Origin of the sequence: Pseudomonas syringae group sp. J248-6 (assembly GCF_032586995.1) — a bacterium.
GTDB lineage: Bacteria > Pseudomonadota > Gammaproteobacteria > Pseudomonadales > Pseudomonadaceae > Aquipseudomonas > Aquipseudomonas amygdali.
Genome location: NZ_JAWHOP010000002.1, coordinates 18,545 through 37,392 on the forward strand (window position 1 = coordinate 18,545; position 18,848 = coordinate 37,392).

Genomic DNA, 18,848 nt, shown 5'->3' on the forward strand with positions numbered 1-18,848 from the left:
TGCAGTTCTGGACGCCCTGCGTCCGATTTTGAGCGCGCAGCGCGCTCTTTGAACAGGACAACGAATTCATGGCTCATTTACCCCAGATCCGCATCCCCGCCACTTACATGCGTGGTGGCACCAGCAAGGGTGTGTTTTTCAGGCTGACGGACCTGCCCGAAGCTGCACAGATTCCGGGATCGGCGCGGGATGCGTTGCTGCTGCGAGTCATCGGCAGCCCGGACCCCTATGAAAAGCAGATCGACGGAATGGGCGGGGCGACGTCCAGTACCAGCAAAACGGTCATCGTGTCGCGCAGCACCAAGGCCGACCACGATGTCGATTATCTGTTCGGTCAGGTGTCCATCGATAAGCCCTTCATCGACTGGAGCGGCAATTGCGGCAACCTGTCGGCGGCCGTCGGCTCGTTTGCTATCGCCAGTGGTCTGCTCGATGCTGGTCGTGTGCCGCAAGACGGCGTCGTCATTGTGCGTATCTGGCAGGCCAATATCGGCAAGACCATCATCGCCCATGTGCCCGTCAGCAACGGCGAGGTACAGGAAACCGGCGATTTCGAACTGGACGGCGTGACCTTTCCGGCCGCGGAGGTGGCGCTGGAGTTTCTTGATCCGGCAGCGGACGAAGAGGGCGCAGGCGGCTCGATGTTTCCCACCGGCAACCTGGTAGACGACCTTGAAGTGCCCGGTATAGGCACCCTGAAAGCGACCATGATCAACGCCGGTATCCCGACGATTTTCGTCAACGCCGCCGACATAGGCTACAGCGGTACCGAGCTGCAGGGCGATATCAATGGTGATCCGCAGGCGCTTGCCCGTCTGGAAACCATTCGCGCCTACGGTGCCGTGCGCATGGGCCTGATTCGCAGCGTTGATGAAGCCGCAACGCGGCAGCACACACCCAAGGTGGCTTTTGTAGCAGCGCCTGCCGATTACCTGTCTTCGAGTGGCAAACCTGTCGTAGCGCAGGATATCGACCTGCTGGTGCGTGCCGTGTCGATGGGCAAGCTGCATCACGCCATGATGGGCACCGCTGCCGTGGCCATCGGCACCGCCGCCGCCATTCCGGGGACGCTGGTCAGCCTGGCGGCTGGTGGACAGGCGCGCAGCGCGGTGCGCTTTGGTCATCCCTCCGGCACGCTGCGGGTCGGCGCGCAGGCTGTTCAGGAAGGCGCTGACTGGAAGGTCACTAAAGCCCTCATGAGCCGCAGCGCCAGAGTGCTGATGGAAGGCTGGGTGCGAGTGCCACAGTAAAACGACTGAAAAAATCAGCTGAAAAAATCAGCTGACGTGGCTACCTTCAACGGTTATTTGAAGCGCCGCTCTACACCTTTTTCGACCAGCACCTTGGCAGAGATTTCTTCCACCGAAAAATGCGTGGAGTTGATGTTGGGAATGTTCTCGCGGCGGAACAGGCTCTCTACCTCGCGCACTTCGAATTCACACTGCGCATAACTGGAATAGCGGCTGTTTGGCTTGCGCTCGTGACGGATCGCGGTGAGACGGTCCGGGTCAATGGTCAGGCCGAACAGCTTTTCGCGATGCTGCTTGAGCGCCGCAGGCAGTTGCAGCTTCTCCATGTCATCCTCGGTCAGCGGGTAGTTGGCGGCCCGGATACCGAATTGCATGGCCATGTACAGGCAGGTCGGGGTTTTGCCGCAGCGCGACACGCCAACCAGGATGATGTCGGCCTTGTCGTAATAATGCGTCCGCGCGCCGTCGTCGTTGTCCAGCGCAAAGTTGACTGCCTCGATGCGCTCCATGTAGTTGGAGTTATGCCCGATGGAGTGCGATTTGCCCACCGAATAGGAAGAGTGTGAACTAAGCTCCTGCTCCAGCGGGGCGAGGAAGGTCGAAAAGATGTCGATCATGAAGCCATTGGACGTCGCCAGAATCTCGCGGATGTCCTGATTGACGATCGTGTCGAAGATGATCGGGCGCACATCGTCCTTGTCGGCGGCATTATTGATTTGTTGTACCATCGCCCGCGCTTTCTCGACGCTGTCGATATAGGGCCTGGTGAACTTGTTGAATGTAATGTTTTCAAATTGTGCCAACAGGCTCTGGCCCAGGGTTTCGGCAGTGATACCGGTACCGTCCGAGATGAAGAAAGCAGATCGTTTCATTTTTGACCCAGGCCTTAAGCAGTTGACGAATTCTGGCTATCATAGGCGTGCCTGCCTGCAGGTGCGTCTTTTTTGAAGGTACGGTTTCAAGGCATGGGCCTGCGCCCGGCCAGACACGCCCGAGGTCACATCACATGTGATTCGGGTGAATGAGCTTTTCCCAACAACAAACACAGTTAGTGGAGAGATCACCTTGGTAGAGTACGTAGTTTCCCTCGATAAGCTCGGCGTCCATGATGTAGAGCACGTGGGGGGCAAAAACTCGTCCCTCGGCGAGATGATCAGCAACCTCGCAGGTGCTGGCGTCTCAGTGCCCGGCGGCTTCGCGACTACGGCCCAGGCTTACCGTGATTTTCTTGAGCTGAGCGGTCTGAACGATCAGATCCATGCTGCGCTGGACGCGCTCGATGTCGATGACGTCAACGCCCTGGCCCGCACCGGTGCGCAGATTCGCCAGTGGATCATGGAAGCCGAGTTTCCCGAGACGCTCAACGCCCAGATTCGTACTGCATTTGCCGAGCTGTCAGCCGGCAATCCGAACCTGGCAGTGGCGGTGCGCTCTTCCGCGACCGCTGAAGACCTGCCGGATGCCTCGTTCGCAGGCCAGCAGGAGACTTTCCTGAACATTCGCGGTGTCGAGAACGTTATCCGCGCTGCCAAGGAAGTCTTCGCTTCGCTGTTCAATGACCGTGCTATTTCCTATCGCGTGCACCAGGGTTTCGACCACAAACTGGTCGCGCTGTCGGCGGGTGTGCAGCGTATGGTGCGTTCCGAAACCGGAACGGCGGGCGTCATGTTTACCCTCGACACCGAATCCGGTTTCCGCGATGTGGTGTTCATTACCGGTGCCTACGGCCTGGGCGAGACGGTTGTGCAGGGCGCGGTCAACCCGGACGAGTTCTACGTGCATAAAGACACGCTGGCTGCAGGCCGTCCGGCGATTCTGCGGCGCAATCTGGGTAGCAAGGCTATCAAGATGATTTACGGCGACGAAGCCAAGGCTGGTCGTTCGGTCAAGGTGATCGACGTAGAGCCTGCTGATCGTGCGCGCTTCTGCCTGACCGATGCCGAAGTCTCGGAACTGGCTAAACAGGCAATGATCATCGAGAAACACTACAAGTGCCCGATGGATATCGAATGGGCCAAGGACGGTGACGACGGCAAGCTGTACATCGTGCAGGCGCGTCCGGAAACCGTGAAAAGCCGTGCCTCGGCCAATGTCATGGAACGCTACCTGCTCAAGGAGACCGGCAAGGTGCTGGTCGAAGGTCGTGCCATCGGCCAGCGCATCGGCGCAGGCAAGGTGCGGATCATCAAGGACGTGTCCGAGATGGACAAGGTCCAGCCTGGTGACGTGCTGGTGTCCGACATGACCGACCCGGACTGGGAACCGGTCATGAAGCGCGCCAGCGCAATTGTCACCAACCGTGGCGGTCGTACCTGCCACGCCGCGATCATCGCGCGCGAGCTGGGCATTCCGGCAGTGGTCGGTTGTGGCAACGCCACCCAGACGCTGCAGGATGGTCAGGGCGTAACGGTTTCCTGCGCAGAGGGCGACACCGGTTACATCTTTGAAGGCGAGCTGGGTTTCGACATCAAGACCAACTCGGTCGATGCGATGCCCGAGCTGCCGTTCAAGATCATGATGAACGTCGGCAACCCGGATCGTGCGTTTGATTTCGCCCAGTTGCCCAACGCCGGTGTCGGTCTTGCGCGTCTGGAATTCATCATCAACCGCATGATCGGTGTGCATCCCAAGGCGCTGCTCAACTATTCGCTGCTGCCGCCGGAAATCAAGGAAAGCGTCGACAAGCGCATCGCCGGTTACCATGATCCGGTCGGTTTCTACGTCGACAAACTGGTCGAGGGCATCAGTACCCTGGCTGCCGCGTTCACGCCGAAAAAGGTCATCGTGCGTCTGTCTGACTTCAAGTCCAACGAGTACGCGAACCTGATCGGCGGCAAGCTGTACGAGCCTGAAGAAGAAAACCCGATGCTGGGCTTTCGCGGTGCTTCGCGCTATATCAGCGAGAACTTCCGCGATTGTTTCGAGCTGGAGTGCCGTGCGCTCAAGCGCGTGCGTGAAGAGATGGGCCTGACCAACGTCGAGATCATGGTGCCATTCGTCCGGACGCTGGGTGAGGCGAGTCAGGTCATCGACCTGCTGGCCGCCAATGGCCTGAAACGTGGCGAAAACGGCCTGCGCATCATCATGATGTGCGAGTTGCCGTCCAATGCGATTCTGGCCGAAGAGTTCCTCGAGTATTTCGACGGTTTCTCCATCGGCTCCAACGACCTGACCCAGCTGACACTTGGCCTTGATCGCGACTCCGGCGTCATTGCCCACCTGTTCGACGAGCGTAACCCGGCGGTCAAGAAGCTGCTGTCCAATGCCATTCAGGCGTGCAACAAGGCGGGCAAGTACATCGGCATCTGCGGCCAAGGCCCTTCCGACCATCCGGATCTGGCGCGCTGGCTGATGGATCAAGGGATCGAGAGCGTATCGCTCAACCCCGATTCGGTGCTGGAAACCTGGTTCTTCCTCGCCGAGGCGCAGGCGCCTGTCTGAGGCGACACGGCCTTCGTGTGACGCGAGGGTGGCCTGAGCCGTCATGTGCTTCAGGTGTTTGAAAGAGGCGGTTTCTTCGGAAGCCGCCTTTTTTATGGCGTGCCGCGATAGCCCCGGAGCCCGATGTTTCATCCCGTCTGTCAAGCCAGATAAAGAGTGATATGCAAAGCAGTAGCCAGCTTTTTCCCGTTGCCTTGATCAGCGCCGAGCGTCGCGGCGATCTTGTCGAGGACGTCTACCGTCTCAAGCCAGCCAACAGCCCGGACCCCAGCGTCGAACTGGTGGTGACCCGACTGGGGCTGGTCGATCAGCCCGATGTGCGCGGCATCCCGGTGATTCTGCTGCATGGCAGTTTTTCCAACCGGCGTTTCTGGTATTCGCCCAAAGGTATCGGTCTGGGGCCGTATCTGGCGCGTGCCGGTTATGACGTCTGGATCCCGGAAATGCGCGGGCACGGTTTGTCGGCACGCAACCAGAACTATCGCGCCAACTGTGTGGCTGACTATGCCCGTTTCGACGTGCCCGCCATTGCCGCTTTCGTCTGCGAGCAAAGTGGTCAGATACCGCACTGGATAGGTCACTCGCTGGGCGGCACAACCCTGGCGGCCGCCTTGGGCGGCCAATACCTGGGGCCGGAAACTGCAGCGTCGGTGGCGTTGTTCGGCAGTCAGGTCAGCCGCACGTACTGGCCACTGAAAATTCCGCCGCTGCAATGGTCCGCGCGACTGTTGCTCAGGTCCTTCGAACATGTCTCGGGGCCGCGTTTCAAGCGTGGGCCGGAAGATGAGCCGATAGGGCTGGTGCTGGAAAGCCTGCGCTGGCACGGGCTGTTCGGGCGGTTTGGCGAGCGCGACAACAACTGGTGGGCCGGGCTTAAGGAGGTTCAGGTGCCGTTGCTGGCCGTTGCTGCGGCTGGCGATCATCAGGACCCGGTGTGGGCCTGTCGCACGCTGTTCGATCAGATCGGATCAGAGCAGCACAAACAGTTTCTTTGTCTGGGGCGCGAGCACGGCTTTGACGAAGACTTCGACCACGTGCGGATGCTGGTCAGCAAGGCCGCGCAGCAACAGGTCTGGCCGCGGGTCATCGCGTGGCTGAACGAGCAGAATGTTCCTGAACAGGTTGTAGAGTTTCAGGCGGCGGTGGGCAGTTAGCGGTTAAAGTCGCTATGGTTAGCGTCAGCCGGTCGCGCCTGATTGATCAGGCCGGTCCGTATCAATCCCGAGACAGGAGTTGACCTCATGCACTACATCACCCCCGATCTGTGTGACGCCTATCCGGACCTGATTCAGGTCGTGGAGCCGATGTTCAGCAATTTTGGCGGTCGCGATTCGTTTGGTGGCCAGATCGTCACCGTTAAATGTTTCGAAGACAACTCGCTGGTCAAAGAGCAGGTCGAGCTCGACGGCAAGGGCAAGGTGTTGGTGGTCGACGGTGGTGGTTCGCTGCGTTGTGCCTTGCTCGGTGACATGCTGGCAGAGAAAGCGGCCAAAAGCGGCTGGGAAGGTATGTTGATTTACGGTTGCATCCGCGACGTTGACGTCATCGCGCAGACCGATCTGGGTGTTCAGGCATTGGCCAGCCATCCGAAAAAAACCGAGAAACGCGGAATCGGTGACCTGAATGTGTTGGTCACCTTCGGTGGCGTGACCTTCCGTCCGGGAGAGTATCTGTATGCCGACAACAATGGCGTCATCATTTCCCCTTCACCCCTGACCATGCCGGAATAAGCGAAGTATCCATGTTCGATGAAGCAAACGCGCAGTGGGGGCTGGTTCATGCCCTCGTATTGGACGGTAAAGGCGGGGCGCGTTTCATCGCTCGAACCGAGTTGCAGGACCTTGAGCTGCAGCCGCAGGAAAGTCTGTGGCTGCATTGGGATCGCAGTCATCCGCAGACCCATACCTGGTTGCGTACCGGTAGCGGTCTGAGCGAATTTGCCTGCGACCTGTTGCTTGAAGAGAACACCCGGCCGCGTCTGCTGCCGTTGCCGGAGCAAGAGTTGCTGCTGTTTCTGCGCGGGGTGAACCTCAACCCCGGTGCCGAACCGGAAGATATGGTCTCGGTGCGCATTTTTGCTGCTGCGCAGCGGGTGATCTCGTTGCGCCTGCGTCCGCTGCGGGCCACTGAGGAACTGATCGAGAGGCTGGGGCAGGGTAAAGGCCCCACCAGTGCCTCGGAGTTGATCCTGTACCTGGCGCAATACCTGACTGACAAGGTTCAGGACCTGGTCGGCGAACTCACCGAATCGGTCGATGAAGAGGAAGAAAAGACCGACGCCGACGAACGGTACAGCCCAGAGCATGGCAAGCTGCTGCATATTCGTCGACGCGCAGCCGGTCTGCGCCGGTTTCTCGGGCCGCAGCGCGATATTTATGGCCAGCTTTCGCGGATCAAATTGTCGTGGTTCGCGCATGACGACGCCGATTACTGGAATGAGCTGAACAACAGCCTGACGCGCTATCTGGAAGAGCTCGAGCTGACCCGCGAGCGGGTAGGGCTGCTGCTGGAGTCCGAAGACCGGCGCTTGCGCGAGCACATGAACCGCACCATGTACCGTTTCGGGATCATTACCGGTATCTTCCTGCCAATGAGTTTTCTCACCGGTTTGCTGGGTATCAATGTCGGCGGCATACCCGGTTCTGACAGTTCATACGGCTTTCTGGTGGCGTGCTCGCTGATTGTTGCGTTAGCCGTCGGGCAGTGGTGGCTATTCAAGCGATTGCGCTGGGTATGAGTACGGGCTTGTCCGGGTTTTTGACGGGCGCGTGTGACTTGTTGTTTTCGCGTCGCGTCTTTGACTGACATTACGTGAGGTGCCTGATGCACGATCCGTTTGAAGAATCTTTACGCGACATGCTCAATTCTTCATCCTCCAGCCGGGATGATGACGCATGTCTGGGACGCGTCCTGAAAACCGCCAATCGCCAGGTCGGTGCCGGTGTGTTGTTCGGGTTGCTGGGCCGTTGGTCAGAAGCACTGATGATTGCCGTGAACAACGGCTCTGCCCACGTCTCTCCTGTTTCTCGCCGCACCATTCCGGGTGCCCGTTCTATCGATAAGGCTGATTGAGCATGGAATTGAATCTCTGGACCCAGAGCCTTCTTGCTGCAATGACTGCATTGTGGACCAAAGTCGCAAATTTCATCCCTAACCTGTTCGGCGCCCTTGTTGTGGTGCTGCTGGGTTTTGTCGTCGCCAAACTGCTCGACGCGCTGCTTTCCAAACTGCTGGCCAAACTGGGCCTGGATCGTCTGGTCGGCGGTACCGGTCTGACCAAGATTATCGGCCGCGCCGGCGTCAAGGTGCCGATCTCAACCCTGATCGGTAAAATCGTCTACTGGTTTGTCCTACTGATTTTCCTCGTCTCGGCTGCCGAATCCCTGGGGCTGCAGCGGGTTTCAGCTACGCTGGACATGCTGGCGCTGTATCTGCCCAAGGTATTTGGTGCGGCGCTGGTGCTGCTGGTTGGCGTGCTGCTGGCGCAACTGGTCAATGGGCTGGTACGCGGCGCAGCCGAAGGCGTAGGTATCGACTACTCTGCTGGCCTGGGGCGAATTGCTCAGGGTCTGGTCATCATCATCAGTATTTCGGTTGCGATCAGCCAGCTTGAGGTCAAGACCGACCTGCTGAACCACGTTATTGTGATTGCCTTGATTACCGTTGGTCTGACAGTGGCGCTTGCCCTGGGCCTCGGCAGTCGGGAGATTGCCGGGCAGATCATCGCCGGAATTTATGTTCGTGAGCTGTTTCAGGTGGGCCAGCAGGTGCGGGTGGGCGATACGGAAGGTCAGATCGAGGAAATCGGTACGGTCAAAACAACGTTGCTGACAGACGAGGGGGAGCTGGTGTCGTTTTCCAATCGCATCCTGCTCGAGCAGAGAGTAAGCAGCCGTTAAGCGGTTAACCTGCTAATGTATGCCGCCAGGTTGCCGATACAGGCCGTGGCGGACACTGACCTGACTGTCGGCAAGATTTGTTTTGAATAAACCTCAACCGTTTTCGACGCGCTACGATCCCCGCGAGCTCTCTGATGAGGAGCTGGTCGCGCGCGCCCATGTTGAGCTGTTCAATGTGACGCGGGCTTATGAAGAATTGATGCGTCGTTACCAGAGAACACTTTTTAACGTCTGCGCACGTTATTTAGGGAACGATCGCGATGCTGACGATGTCTGTCAGGAGGTGATGCTTAAGGTGTTGTATGGGTTGAAAAATTTTGAAGGTAAATCTAAATTTAAGACTTGGCTTTACAGCATCACCTACAATGAATGCATCACGCAGTACAGGAAGGAACGGCGTAAGCGTCGCTTGATGGACGCTTTGAGTCTGGATCCACTTGAGGAAGCGTCGGAAGAAAAGACGCCCAAACCTGAAGAGCGGGGCGGACTTGATCGCTGGCTTGTGTATGTGAACCCGATCGATCGGGAGATTCTGGTCCTGCGTTTTGTTGCAGAACTTGAATTCCAGGAGATTGCTGACATCATGCACATGGGCTTGAGCGCAACGAAAATGCGTTACAAGCGGGCTTTAGATAAATTACGAGAGAAATTTGCGGGAATCGCCGAAACTTAATACGGTGCAAATATCTCTAAAGAACTGGCGAGGTCTGGTAGACTCGCCGCTGAGTTGTCCCCCTGTGTGGGACCGCTTAATAATCATCAGATGGGGATTTAACGGATGAAACTGAAAAACACCTTGGGCTTGGCCATTGGTACTATTGTTGCCGCAACTTCGTTCGGCGCTCTGGCTCAAGGCCAAGGCGCAGTCGAAATCGAAGGCTTCGCCAAGAAAGAAATGTACGACAGCGCCCGTGATTTCAAAAACAACGGCAACCTGTTCGGCGGTTCGATTGGCTACTTCCTGACCGACGACGTTGAATTGCGTCTGGGCTACGACGAAGTTCACAACGTTCGTAGCGATGATGGCAAGAACATCAAGGGCGCCGACACCGCTCTGGACGCTCTGTACCACTTCAACAACCCAGGCGACATGCTGCGTCCATACGTTTCTGCCGGTTTCTCCGATCAGAGCATTGGCCAGAACGGTCGCAACGGTCGTAACGGTTCCACCTTCGCCAACATCGGCGGCGGTGCCAAGCTGTACTTCACCGACAATTTCTATGCTCGTGCTGGCGTTGAAGCTCAGTACAACATCGACCAGGGCGACACCGAGTGGGCGCCTAGCGTCGGTATCGGCGTAAACTTCGGCGGCGGCAGCAAGAAAGTTGAAGCAGCACCAGCTCCAGTAGCTGAAGTGTGCTCCGACAGCGACAACGACGGCGTGTGCGACAACGTTGACAAGTGCCCTGACACCCCAGCCAACGTAACCGTTGACGCTGATGGCTGCCCAGCAGTTGCTGAAGTTGTTCGTGTTGAGCTGGACGTGAAGTTCGATTTCGACAAATCCGTAGTCAAGCCTAACAGCTACGGCGACATCAAGAACCTCGCTGACTTCATGCAGCAGTACCCACAGACCACCACCACTGTTGAAGGTCACACTGACTCCGTCGGTCCTGACGCTTACAACCAAAAACTGTCCGAGCGTCGTGCAAACGCCGTTAAACAGGTTCTGGTTAACCAGTACGGTGTTGGCGCTAGCCGCGTAAACTCGGTTGGTTACGGCGAATCCCGTCCAGTTGCTGACAACGCAACTGAAGCTGGCCGCGCAGTTAACCGTCGCGTAGAAGCAGAAGTAGAAGCTCAAGCTAAGTAATTAGCCGCTTGTACTGAAAAGCCCGGCTTAGGCCGGGCTTTTCTTTGCCTGCGATTTGCTCAGGCAGACGATCCTCAAGGGGCAGGATCAGCTGGCATTCAGCTGTGCGTGATCCATCAGCGTTTGATTTAGCAGCTCATTGCTGCATGCGGCAACCGCGCCGATCACCAGAATGGCAGGGCTCTTCAGCTCGAAAGCGCTGGCGTCGCGCTGCATCGCATTCAACGTGCTGCGGCACTCGCGCTGCCAGGGCAGTGAAGCATTCTCGATCATCGCCACAGGCATCTCGCCACTCATTCCGCCAGCCAGCAGGCTCTCGCGAATTTCCGCCAGCTTTGCCACGCCCATGTAGACCACCAGAGTAGTTCCGCCTTGTGCGAGGGCCTGCCAGTTGAGGCTGCTGTCGTCCTGGGTATGGGCAGTGACCAGTGTTACGCCACGGCTTATGCCGCGCAGGGTCAGCGAAATGCCACACTGTGTTGCGCCGGCGAGTCCCGCCGTGATGCCGTTGACCAGTTCCACCGCGACGCCGCGTTCCTGCAACCACTGCGCCTCTTCACCGCCACGGCCAAAGATGCACGGATCGCCACCCTTGAGGCGCACAACGCATTTGCCCTGACGTACATAGCGCAGCATCAGGCGATGGATAAACGCTTGTGGCGTTGAACGGCAACCGCCGCGTTTGCCGACCGCGATCACTCGCGCATTCGGGCAGTGCTCAAGCACTGCGGTATTGACCAGATCATCGATCAGCACCACATCGGCTTCGTGCAAGGCTCGCACTGCCTTGAGGGTCAGTAATTCCGGGTCACCGGGACCGGCGCCCACCAGCCATACTTTTGCGCTCATGCTGCACTCCTCATTGGGTAACGGCCACGGTGTTGATCAGTCTTTTTATTTCAGGCACGCAGGAGCCGCATTGGGTCCCGCAGCCCAGTTGTGTCTTGAGTTGATTCAGGTCCAGGCCGCGCCCGATACCGTCCATTACTGCGCTCTGGCTGACGTTCATGCAGTTGCACAAGGTCTTGTCACGGGTCTGCGTCGAGTCTTTGCCAGGTTCGCTGCTGAGCGGGGCAAGCAGCCAGCGCCGCAGCGAAGCATCAATGCGTTCTTCCAGCCATAGCGCCTGCAGCCAGTGTCGGGCAAGTGTTTCACCGGCCAGGCGGATGGCGGTAATGCGGCCGTTGTCGATACGCACCCGCTTGCCAATTGAGCGCTTGGGGTCGTCATAAGCCATAACCGGCCCTTCATCGAGGCCCAGTATCTGGTCAATGTGCTGCAGCAGCATCGTATCAGGCGCTTCGGCGCTGGCGGCGCGTATGACCAATGCAGGCCGCTCGCGTCCGGCAAGGCCCATGCTCAGGTAAGTAAACACGTCGCACAGAGGGCGCAGCCTTTCCATCTGCTGCTGCACATTGCCCTCGATCAGGGCGAAAAACTGCCAGGGCAGATAAGCTTTTTCGATTCTGACCCCGGAATGCTTGAGTTCCGGTTGTTTCGAGACCGGGTCGAAGGCTGGCTGAGTCAGCGTGTTTACGCCGCCCTTGAGAAACCGGTCGCCCCAGTGCATCGGCAAGAAGGCCTGACCGCAGGCAATACTGTCATCGCCGCCGACGGGCAACAGCAGCTCGCCGCGTCGGCTGATCAGCTTGACCAGATCGCCAGGTTGCAGGTCATGACGCTGCATGTCTTGAGGGTTGATGCTCAACAGCGCTTCGCTGACATGCCCGAACAGCCGCGCAGCCGTACCGGTGCGGCTCATGCCATGCCATTGATCGCGCAGCCTGCCGGTGTTGAGTGTCAGTGGGTAGTCAGCATCGCGCAGCTCTTTGGCGGCGATATAAGGCTCGGATAAAAACTGCGCACGGCCCGAGTCGGTGGGGAAAATACCATCGGTATACAGCCGCGGCGTGCCCACGCTGGCACCGCGAGGGAAGGGCCATTGCTGTGGGCCATGGAGGTCGATGAGCTCGCGGTCGATCCCGGACATGTCCAGATCTCGCCCGACCGTCAGGCCTTTGAATTCATCGAACAAGGCCTTGGGTGTGTGGAAATCGAACAGCGCAGGTGCATCGGGTTGCAGGCGCTTTTGCAGGCGCTGGGCGAAGTCCACAGTAATTGCCCAGTCGGAGCGCGCTTCGCCGGGGGGCGCAACGGCTTTGCGGACATTGGAAATGCGCCGCTCCGAGTTGGTCACCGTGCCTTCTTTCTCGCCCCAGCTGGCGGCAGGCAGCAACAGGTCGGCATAGCGCGCCGTTTCGGTGGTCTTGAAGGCCTCCTGAAGCACCACGAACGGGCAGGTTTCCAGCGCCTGTCGGATTCTGTTCTGATCGGGCAGTGATTGTGCCGGGTTGGTACAGGCAATCCACAATGCCTTGATCGTACCGTTCTGCAGTTGCTCGAACAGTTCGATGGCGGACAAACCGGGCTTGGCGGGCAGGCTGTCGACGCCCCAGTAGTGCGCAACCTGCGCACGGTGTTCGGGATTGGCTGCGTCGCGATGGCCGGGCAGCAGGTTGGACAGGCTGCCGGTTTCACGTCCGCCCATGGCGTTGGGTTGGCCGGTGAGCGAAAAGGGGCCTGCACCGGGTCGGCCGATCTGCCCGGTGGCCAGGTGCAGGTTGATCAGTGCGCTGTTTTTTGCGCTGCCTGCAGTGGATTGATTCAGGCCCATACACCACAGCGACAGAAAGCCCGGGGCTTCACCCACCCAGCGGGCGCAGGTGTGTAGCTGTTCCTGGGTAATGCCGCAGAGGGTTGCTACGTGTTCAGGCGGGTAATCTCGTACCAGCGCTGACAGCGCCTCATAGCCCTGTGTGTGTGCGGCAATGAACTCGGGGTCAACCAGGCTTTCGCTGATCAGCACATTGAGGATGCCGTGAAACAGCGCAACGTCGGTGCCAGGCTGAATCGCCAGGTGCAGGTCCGCCAGTTCGCAGGTATCAGTGCGTCGTGGGTCGATGACGATGAGTTTCATCTGCGGGCGACGGCTTTTCGCTTCTTCCAGGCGACGAAACAGAATCGGGTGCGCGTAGGCCATGTTGCTGCCGACGATCATCACGCAATCGCTCAGTTCGATATCTTCATAGCTGCAAGGCGGTGCGTCGGCGCCCAGGCTGCGCTTGTAGCCTGCCACGGCCGAAGACATGCATAGCCGTGAATTGCTGTCGATATTGTTGGTGCCGACCAGTGCGCGGGCCAGCTTGTTGAACGCGTAGTAGTCCTCGGTCAGCAACTGGCCGGAAATATAGAATGCGACGCTGTCGGGGCCGTGCTCGCGGATGCTCTCGGCGAAGACGTTGGCCGCGTGCTCCAGCGCAGTGTCCCAATCGGTGACGCTGCGTGCCAGGTCTTTGCTCAGGCGTAGTTCCGGGTACAGTGCGCGCGCGTCGATGTCCCCGGTCAGGTGCAGACTTGAACCTTTGCTGCACAACTTGCCGAAGTTGGCCGGGTGCTTCGGGTCACCGCTGACGCCGAGGATATTCTGGCCGTCATGCTCGATCAGCACGCCGCAGCCAACGCCGCAATAGCAGCAGGTGGAGGCGGTTACCCGAGTGGTCTGAATGGCGAGGCTGGTCATGCGCGGGCGGCCTCTGGCGCGGCGGGCTTGCCGAATATCAAGTGGTTGCGTATGGCATCGATGCCCTGGCCATCACGGATCTGCTGCAAGTACCAGCTACCGTCCGCGGTGTCGCCATAAAGGCAGGCGCCGACCAGTACGTCGTTCTTGATCACCAGTTTCTTGTAAACGCCGCCGATGGGGTCCGAGAGGGTGATGCTTTCAGTGCCTTCGGCACCGAGAAAGTCCCCGGCGGAAAACAGGTCGATGCCGGTGACTTTGAGCTTGGTCGAGGTCACTGACCCCGGATAACGGGCAAAGCCAAGCTGCGCAAGGTGATTGGCACACACCCGGGCCTGTTCGAACAGCGGCGCCACCAGCCCGTAAGCGATGCCGCGATGGCTGACGCATTCGCCAATCGCATAGATGCGCGGGTCGTAGGTCTGCAACGTATCGTTGACCAGAATGCCCCGGTTGCAGGGCAGGCCAGCCTGTTCGGCCAATTCGGTGTTGGGACGTATGCCTGCGGCCATGACTACCAGATCGGTGTCGATCACCTCGCCGTTTTTGAATTGCACCGCGCGTACGCGGCCCAGATCATCGCCGAGCAGGGCTTCGGTCTGTTCGTTGAGGCGAAAACCCAGGCCACGCTTTTCCAGTGCTGCTTGCAGCATCAGCCCGCTGGTTTTGTCCAGTTGGCGTTCCAGCAGCGTCTGGCCGTTGTGAATCACAGTGACCTGCATGCCGCGCAGGCTCAAGCCGTTGGCAGCTTCGAGCCCGAGCAGGCCGCCGCCGATGACCACTGCACGTTTGTGCGTGACGGCGGTATCGATCATCTGGCGGGTGTGGCCGATGTCGCGGTAGCCGATGACGCCTTCCAGCGTGTTGCCGGGAACCGGCAGAATAAAAGGTCGCGAGCCGGTGGCGATCAGCAGGCGATCGTAAGAGGCCTGGGTGCCGTCATCGGCGATTACCACGCGTTTGATTCGGTCAATCTTCACCACGCGACGGTTCAGCAACAACTGGATACCGTTGCTTTCGTACCAGGCCAGATCGTTGAGCACGATGTCTTCGAAATTCTGTTCGCCTGCCAGCACCGGGGACAGCATGATGCGGTTGTAGTTGGGGTGTGGCTCGGCACCGAAGACCGTGATGTCATACAGGTCTTCGCTCAGTTTCAGCAACTCTTCGAGTGTGCGCACGCCGGCCATGCCGTTGCCTACCATCACCAGTTTGAGTTTTTTCATCTTGCCTCCGAGTCACTGCAGTGCGTGCTCGACACGTTTCGCGCAAACAAAAAAAGGCGTCCCGCCAGTTGCCTGACGGGGACGCCTTTGTCCGGTCCCGTTCTATCGGGAGGCGCAGCCCTCATCGTTGAGGGCTACGCGTTATGAATGATCTGCACAAGACCATGCAGCGCCTGTGCCAACTCGCATTTACCTGCGTAAAGGGGGTTACGGTCGATGCCTCAGGTTATTTCTGCACTGCGTTGAGGCGTGTTGCACAGAAGCAGGGCGGTCCGCTTCAGTGATGGCTCATGAGCCAGATCACCAGCAGAAGATTGAGCAGCATCGAGAACAGTGCCAGCGTTCGCCAGACTTTGAGCGGTTCGCGTTCCAGCAATGGGCGCGGTTTTGCTACCACCGGGCGATGCTCGGCCTGCTCCATTTCCAGTAACCACTGCTCGGCGGTTTCGTAACGCTGGTACGGGTCGGCTTGCAGTGCCTTGTCCAGACTCTGGCTCAGCCATTGCGGCAGATCCGGTCGATAACGGCTGGCGGCGATCGGCGTGCCGAAGCGGCGATGCTGAAAGGCTTCGATCTCGCCATACGGGTAGTGGCCTGTCAGCAGGTAATACAGCGTGACGCCTGCCGCATAGAGGTCTTGCTGCGGATGCGGCTCAGCGCCGTTGAAGGCTTCCGGAGCGATGTAGCTCGGGGTGCCGGGCAAGTCGTCAGGGTTGCCGGTTGACAGTCCCGGGCAGTAAGCCAGACCGAGATCCAGCAGGCGCAGTTCGCCATCATCTGCCAGCAGCAGGTTTTCCGGTTTGATATCGCGATGAATGATGTTGCGTCGATGCAGCAGGCCCGCAGCGCGTAACAGTCGGGTCGCGAGGTCCTGCCATTGAGCCAGCGGCAGCGGCCCGTTGCGTGTGAAGACCTCGGCCAGTGTATTTCCGCAATACTCGCGCATCACGTAATACAGGTGCTGACGGTCTGCCAACGGATGGACCTCGGGAAAGAAGCGCCCGGCAACCCGGCGTAAAAACCACTCTTCAAGCAATAACCCTTGACCTGCACCCGACTCGTCATGTCGGCTGGCCGGCAGGGTTTTCAGCAGCCACGGTTGGCCGTGGGTATCGGTCACCCGATAAAGGATGGACTGGCGCGACTGCGCCACGATGCTGCCAACCGTCCAGCCTTCGAAGGCCTGGCCCGCCTTGAGCGCGGGTGGCAGTGGCCATTGCTGCAATTGCAGCAGCGTGTCCCCCAGATCGTCCTCGCCGAGGCTATCGACCTGAATCAGCAGGGCGCTGGCATTGTCCTGGCTGCCTGCCAGATGCGCCGCGCTGACCAGCGTTTTCACCGCCGAGTCGAGGTTGTCCTGCTCGGTCAGAATCGAGCGGATGCTGGCATCACCAAGGGTCGCCCAGATACCGTCGCTGACCAGCAACAGTCGTTCACCTTCACACAGCTCTCCGTCCAGATAGTCCATGACCACGTATTGGTCCAGGCCCAGCGCGCGCTTGAGCACATGCTGCATGTCGGCCTGTTCCCAGACGTGGTCTTCACTGATGCGCTTTAGCGTACCGGCCTGCCAGCGATAAGCCCGGCAGTCACCGACATGGGCAAGGGTGAAGCGTCGTCCACGCAGCACCAGAGCGCTGAGGGTAGTCAGTAAACCATTGGCCAGCAGCCAGCGATTCTGCGCCAGCAGCAGGCGGTCGAGAGACTGGGCCACGCCCCAGGTTTCCGGCGTGGCGTAATAGTCGAGTGCCAGCGCCTGTAGCGTGGACTGCGCAGCCAGTGCGCCATCGGCACACTGGCTGACGCCGTCGGCCAGGGCGAACAGATAGCCCTTGCTGGCGGCCAGTGCCGGGGCCGGAGTGACCAGGCGCAGAGCATCCTGGTTTTCCGCGCGCGGACCGCTGGCGCTGAATTGAGCGAACTGCAATTGCAGCGTCATCGGCGGTTCAGACTCGCGCCGCAGTCACGGCCGCCGAACCCCAGGTGGTTCTCCAGCGACGTTTAACGTTCAGCAAACCGAACCAGGCCAGCACCGCCAGACCTGCGAACAGCCACAGGCCCAACTGGTAATCGCCAGTGTTCTGTTTGATGGTGCCCAGACCGGCTGCCAGCAGGAAGCCACCGATGCCGCCTGCCATGCCGATCAGGCCGGTCATGACCCCGATTTCCTTGCGGAAACGCTGCGGAACCAGCTGAAAGACCGCGCCGTTACCGGCACCCAGGCCCAGCATCGCGGCAACGAACAGGGCCAGTGCTGCCCACGAGCTTGGCAGGTTGAAACCCACCGCCGCGATACCTATGGCCGCAACGGCGTACATCACGGTCAACGTGCGAATCCCGCCAAAGCGGTCAGCCAGCGCGCCACCAAGCGGGCGCATCAGGCTGCCGCCGAAGACACAGGCAGCGGTGTAGTAACCGGCAGTAATCGGGCTCAAGCCATATTGGTCGTTGAAATAGCCGGGCAGGGCGCTGGCCAGGCCGATGAAGCCGCCGAACGTCACGCTGTAGAAAAACATGAACCACCAGCTGTCACGATCACCCAGCGCCTTGAGGTAGTCCGCCATGGATTTGGGCTTGCTGCGCTCCGGGGCGTTGCGCGCCATAAGGGTGAAAGCGATCAGGGTCAGAACCAGCGGTATCAGCGCCAGACCGAACACGTTGCCCCAACCGAAACTGGCGGCCAGTACCGGCGCGATCAATGCTGCCAGCACGGTGCCCGAGTTGCCCGCGCCGGCAATGCCCATCGCCTTGCCTTGGTGCTGCGGTGGATACCATTGCGACGCCAGAGGCAGCGCGACGGCGAATGAAGCGCCCGCCATACCCAGAAACAGCCCCAGCAGCAGTACCTGACCGTAGGTGTGAATGCCCAGCTGCCAGGCTGCCAGCAGTGCGCCTATGACAATCACCTGACCGATGATGCCGGCGGTCTTGGGCGACAGCTGGTCCGCCAGCAGACCCATGAAAAAGCGCAGCACGGCACCCGCCAGAATCGGTGTGGCGACCATCAGGCCGCGTTGCTGAGTGGTCAGGTGCAGGTCAGTGGCAATCTGCACGGCCAGCGGGCCGAGCAGATACCAGACCATGAAACTCAGGTCGAAATAGAGAAACGCCGCAAACAGGGTCGGTTTATGGCCTGCCTTCCAGAAGCTTGTATCCATGTGCACACCTCATCATCTGCTAGTTAGTCAGTCGGGCCATGACCGCGACACGGGGTATTCCAGACGCTGTGGTGGAGTGTTCCGAATGACGGCGACTCCACCGGCCCCGTACCCGGGACCAAAACGCAAAAAACGTCGCCTCTCTGTCCACGTGAGCGGAAAGAGATGAGCGACGTCTTTGTCGTAAAAGGTGATAGCCGCCGTTGGCTACCGTGTGATTGCTAAAGCAAGAGATGGGCCAATGGCGTTGCAAGCGGTTAGCTGCAAGCTGCGAGCGGGTTTGGGTGATTTCCAGGAAGTAGGCGAGGGCCGGTCAGTGACCTTGAAGCGGGCGCTCGTCAGCAAAGCGCCGTAAAACAGGGCGCGCCGCGAGCGACAGCCTGCAGCCTGACAGGACGAGATCAAGCGTGGTTACTGAAGAGTTTATTAAAGTTCAATGGCGTTATTATTATTTCATGTGCCACTAGTTTTGATATTAGGT

14 protein-coding genes and 1 pseudogene are annotated in these 18,848 nt (G+C 59.3%); 9 read left to right on the forward strand and 6 right to left on the reverse strand.

Annotated features, from left to right (window positions below; translation table 11 throughout):
* Positions 1-68 precede the first annotated feature (68 nt).
* Complete coding sequence (prpF, locus tag RYC17_RS02160) at positions 69-1,250, forward strand: 2-methylaconitate cis-trans isomerase PrpF (protein ID WP_316902420.1); 1,182 nt, start codon at positions 69-71, stop codon at positions 1,248-1,250.
* 53 nt (positions 1,251-1,303) lie between these two features.
* Here the strand turns inward: prpF and RYC17_RS02165 are convergent, their stop codons facing one another.
* Entirely contained in the window at positions 1,304-2,122 is an 819-nt protein-coding gene (locus tag RYC17_RS02165; RefSeq protein ID WP_010215814.1) for a pyruvate, water dikinase regulatory protein, read from the reverse strand.
* Between the two features lie 193 nt (positions 2,123-2,315).
* Here RYC17_RS02165 and ppsA point away from each other — a divergent pair, with 193 nt between their 5' ends.
* The 8 genes from ppsA to RYC17_RS02205 all read left to right on the forward strand — a co-directional run bounded on the left by ppsA (position 2,316) and on the right by RYC17_RS02205 (position 10,403).
* Positions 2,316-4,691 (forward strand): phosphoenolpyruvate synthase, encoded by a 2,376-nt coding sequence (gene ppsA, locus RYC17_RS02170; RefSeq protein ID WP_316902422.1) that lies wholly within the window; start codon positions 2,316-2,318, stop codon positions 4,689-4,691.
* 161 nt (positions 4,692-4,852) lie between these two features.
* Positions 4,853-5,845 (forward strand): alpha/beta fold hydrolase, encoded by a 993-nt coding sequence (locus RYC17_RS02175; protein WP_058408919.1) that lies wholly within the window; start codon positions 4,853-4,855, stop codon positions 5,843-5,845.
* 87 nt (positions 5,846-5,932) lie between these two features.
* Positions 5,933-6,421, forward strand: a complete 489-nt coding sequence (rraA, locus tag RYC17_RS02180; RefSeq protein WP_058401048.1) for a ribonuclease E activity regulator RraA — start codon at positions 5,933-5,935, stop codon at positions 6,419-6,421.
* Positions 6,422-6,432: 11 nt separating this feature from the next.
* Positions 6,433-7,428 (forward strand): zinc transporter ZntB, encoded by a 996-nt coding sequence (locus RYC17_RS02185; protein WP_058408918.1) that lies wholly within the window; start codon positions 6,433-6,435, stop codon positions 7,426-7,428.
* Positions 7,429-7,514: 86 nt separating this feature from the next.
* Complete coding sequence (locus RYC17_RS02190; RefSeq protein WP_002553041.1) at positions 7,515-7,763, forward strand: hypothetical protein; 249 nt, start codon at positions 7,515-7,517, stop codon at positions 7,761-7,763.
* 2 nt (positions 7,764-7,765) lie between these two features.
* Positions 7,766-8,590, forward strand: a complete 825-nt coding sequence (locus tag RYC17_RS02195) for a mechanosensitive ion channel family protein (RefSeq protein WP_002553042.1) — start codon at positions 7,766-7,768, stop codon at positions 8,588-8,590.
* Positions 8,591-8,672: 82 nt separating this feature from the next.
* Complete coding sequence (gene sigX / locus RYC17_RS02200) at positions 8,673-9,263, forward strand: RNA polymerase sigma factor SigX (protein ID WP_002553043.1); 591 nt, start codon at positions 8,673-8,675, stop codon at positions 9,261-9,263.
* A 105-nt stretch (positions 9,264-9,368) separates the two neighbouring features.
* Positions 9,369-10,403 (forward strand): OmpA family protein, encoded by a 1,035-nt coding sequence (locus tag RYC17_RS02205; RefSeq protein ID WP_058401050.1) that lies wholly within the window; start codon positions 9,369-9,371, stop codon positions 10,401-10,403.
* 87 nt (positions 10,404-10,490) lie between these two features.
* Here RYC17_RS02205 and cobA read toward each other — a convergent pair whose 3' ends face one another.
* The 5 genes and pseudogenes from cobA to RYC17_RS02230 form a co-directional block, all read right to left on the reverse strand.
* On the reverse strand, positions 10,491-11,252 hold the full coding sequence (gene cobA / locus RYC17_RS02210) for a uroporphyrinogen-III C-methyltransferase (RefSeq protein ID WP_316902424.1): 762 nt from the start codon (positions 11,250-11,252) through the stop codon (positions 10,491-10,493).
* Between the two features lie 10 nt (positions 11,253-11,262).
* A complete protein-coding gene (locus RYC17_RS02215; protein WP_316902426.1) occupies positions 11,263-13,983 on the reverse strand; it encodes a molybdopterin-dependent oxidoreductase in 2,721 nt (906 codons plus the stop codon).
* Between the two features lie 20 nt (positions 13,984-14,003).
* A pseudogene (locus RYC17_RS02220) lies at positions 14,004-15,209 on the reverse strand (NAD(P)/FAD-dependent oxidoreductase); the annotation flags it as partial.
* A 277-nt stretch (positions 15,210-15,486) separates the two neighbouring features.
* Positions 15,487-17,148, reverse strand: coding sequence for a bifunctional protein-serine/threonine kinase/phosphatase (locus RYC17_RS02225; RefSeq protein WP_316902428.1), 1,662 nt, complete (start codon positions 17,146-17,148; stop codon positions 15,487-15,489).
* Between the two features lie 7 nt (positions 17,149-17,155).
* A complete protein-coding gene (locus RYC17_RS02230; protein ID WP_002553050.1) occupies positions 17,156-18,367 on the reverse strand; it encodes a nitrate/nitrite transporter in 1,212 nt (403 codons plus the stop codon).
* Positions 18,368-18,848 lie beyond the last annotated feature (481 nt).

Bases quoted from the DNA above. Each gene is read 5' to 3' on its own strand.
- prpF (WP_316902420.1), top strand. From the start codon at position 69: ATGGCTCATTTACCCCAGATCCGCATCCCCGCCACTTACATGCGTGGT.
- RYC17_RS02165 (WP_010215814.1), bottom strand. From the start codon at position 2,122: ATGAAACGATCTGCTTTCTTCATCTCGGACGGTACCGGTATCACTGCC.
- RYC17_RS02175 (WP_058408919.1), top strand. From the start codon at position 4,853: ATGCAAAGCAGTAGCCAGCTTTTTCCCGTTGCCTTGATCAGCGCCGAG.
- rraA (WP_058401048.1), top strand. From the start codon at position 5,933: ATGCACTACATCACCCCCGATCTGTGTGACGCCTATCCGGACCTGATT.
- RYC17_RS02185 (WP_058408918.1), top strand. From the start codon at position 6,433: ATGTTCGATGAAGCAAACGCGCAGTGGGGGCTGGTTCATGCCCTCGTA.
- RYC17_RS02190 (WP_002553041.1), top strand. From the start codon at position 7,515: ATGCACGATCCGTTTGAAGAATCTTTACGCGACATGCTCAATTCTTCA.
- RYC17_RS02195 (WP_002553042.1), top strand. From the start codon at position 7,766: ATGGAATTGAATCTCTGGACCCAGAGCCTTCTTGCTGCAATGACTGCA.
- RYC17_RS02205 (WP_058401050.1), top strand. From the start codon at position 9,369: ATGAAACTGAAAAACACCTTGGGCTTGGCCATTGGTACTATTGTTGCC.
- cobA (WP_316902424.1), bottom strand. From the start codon at position 11,252: ATGAGCGCAAAAGTATGGCTGGTGGGCGCCGGTCCCGGTGACCCGGAA.
- RYC17_RS02215 (WP_316902426.1), bottom strand. From the start codon at position 13,983: ATGACCAGCCTCGCCATTCAGACCACTCGGGTAACCGCCTCCACCTGC.
- RYC17_RS02225 (WP_316902428.1), bottom strand. From the start codon at position 17,148: ATGACGCTGCAATTGCAGTTCGCTCAATTCAGCGCCAGCGGTCCGCGC.
- RYC17_RS02230 (WP_002553050.1), bottom strand. From the start codon at position 18,367: ATGGATACAAGCTTCTGGAAGGCAGGCCATAAACCGACCCTGTTTGCG.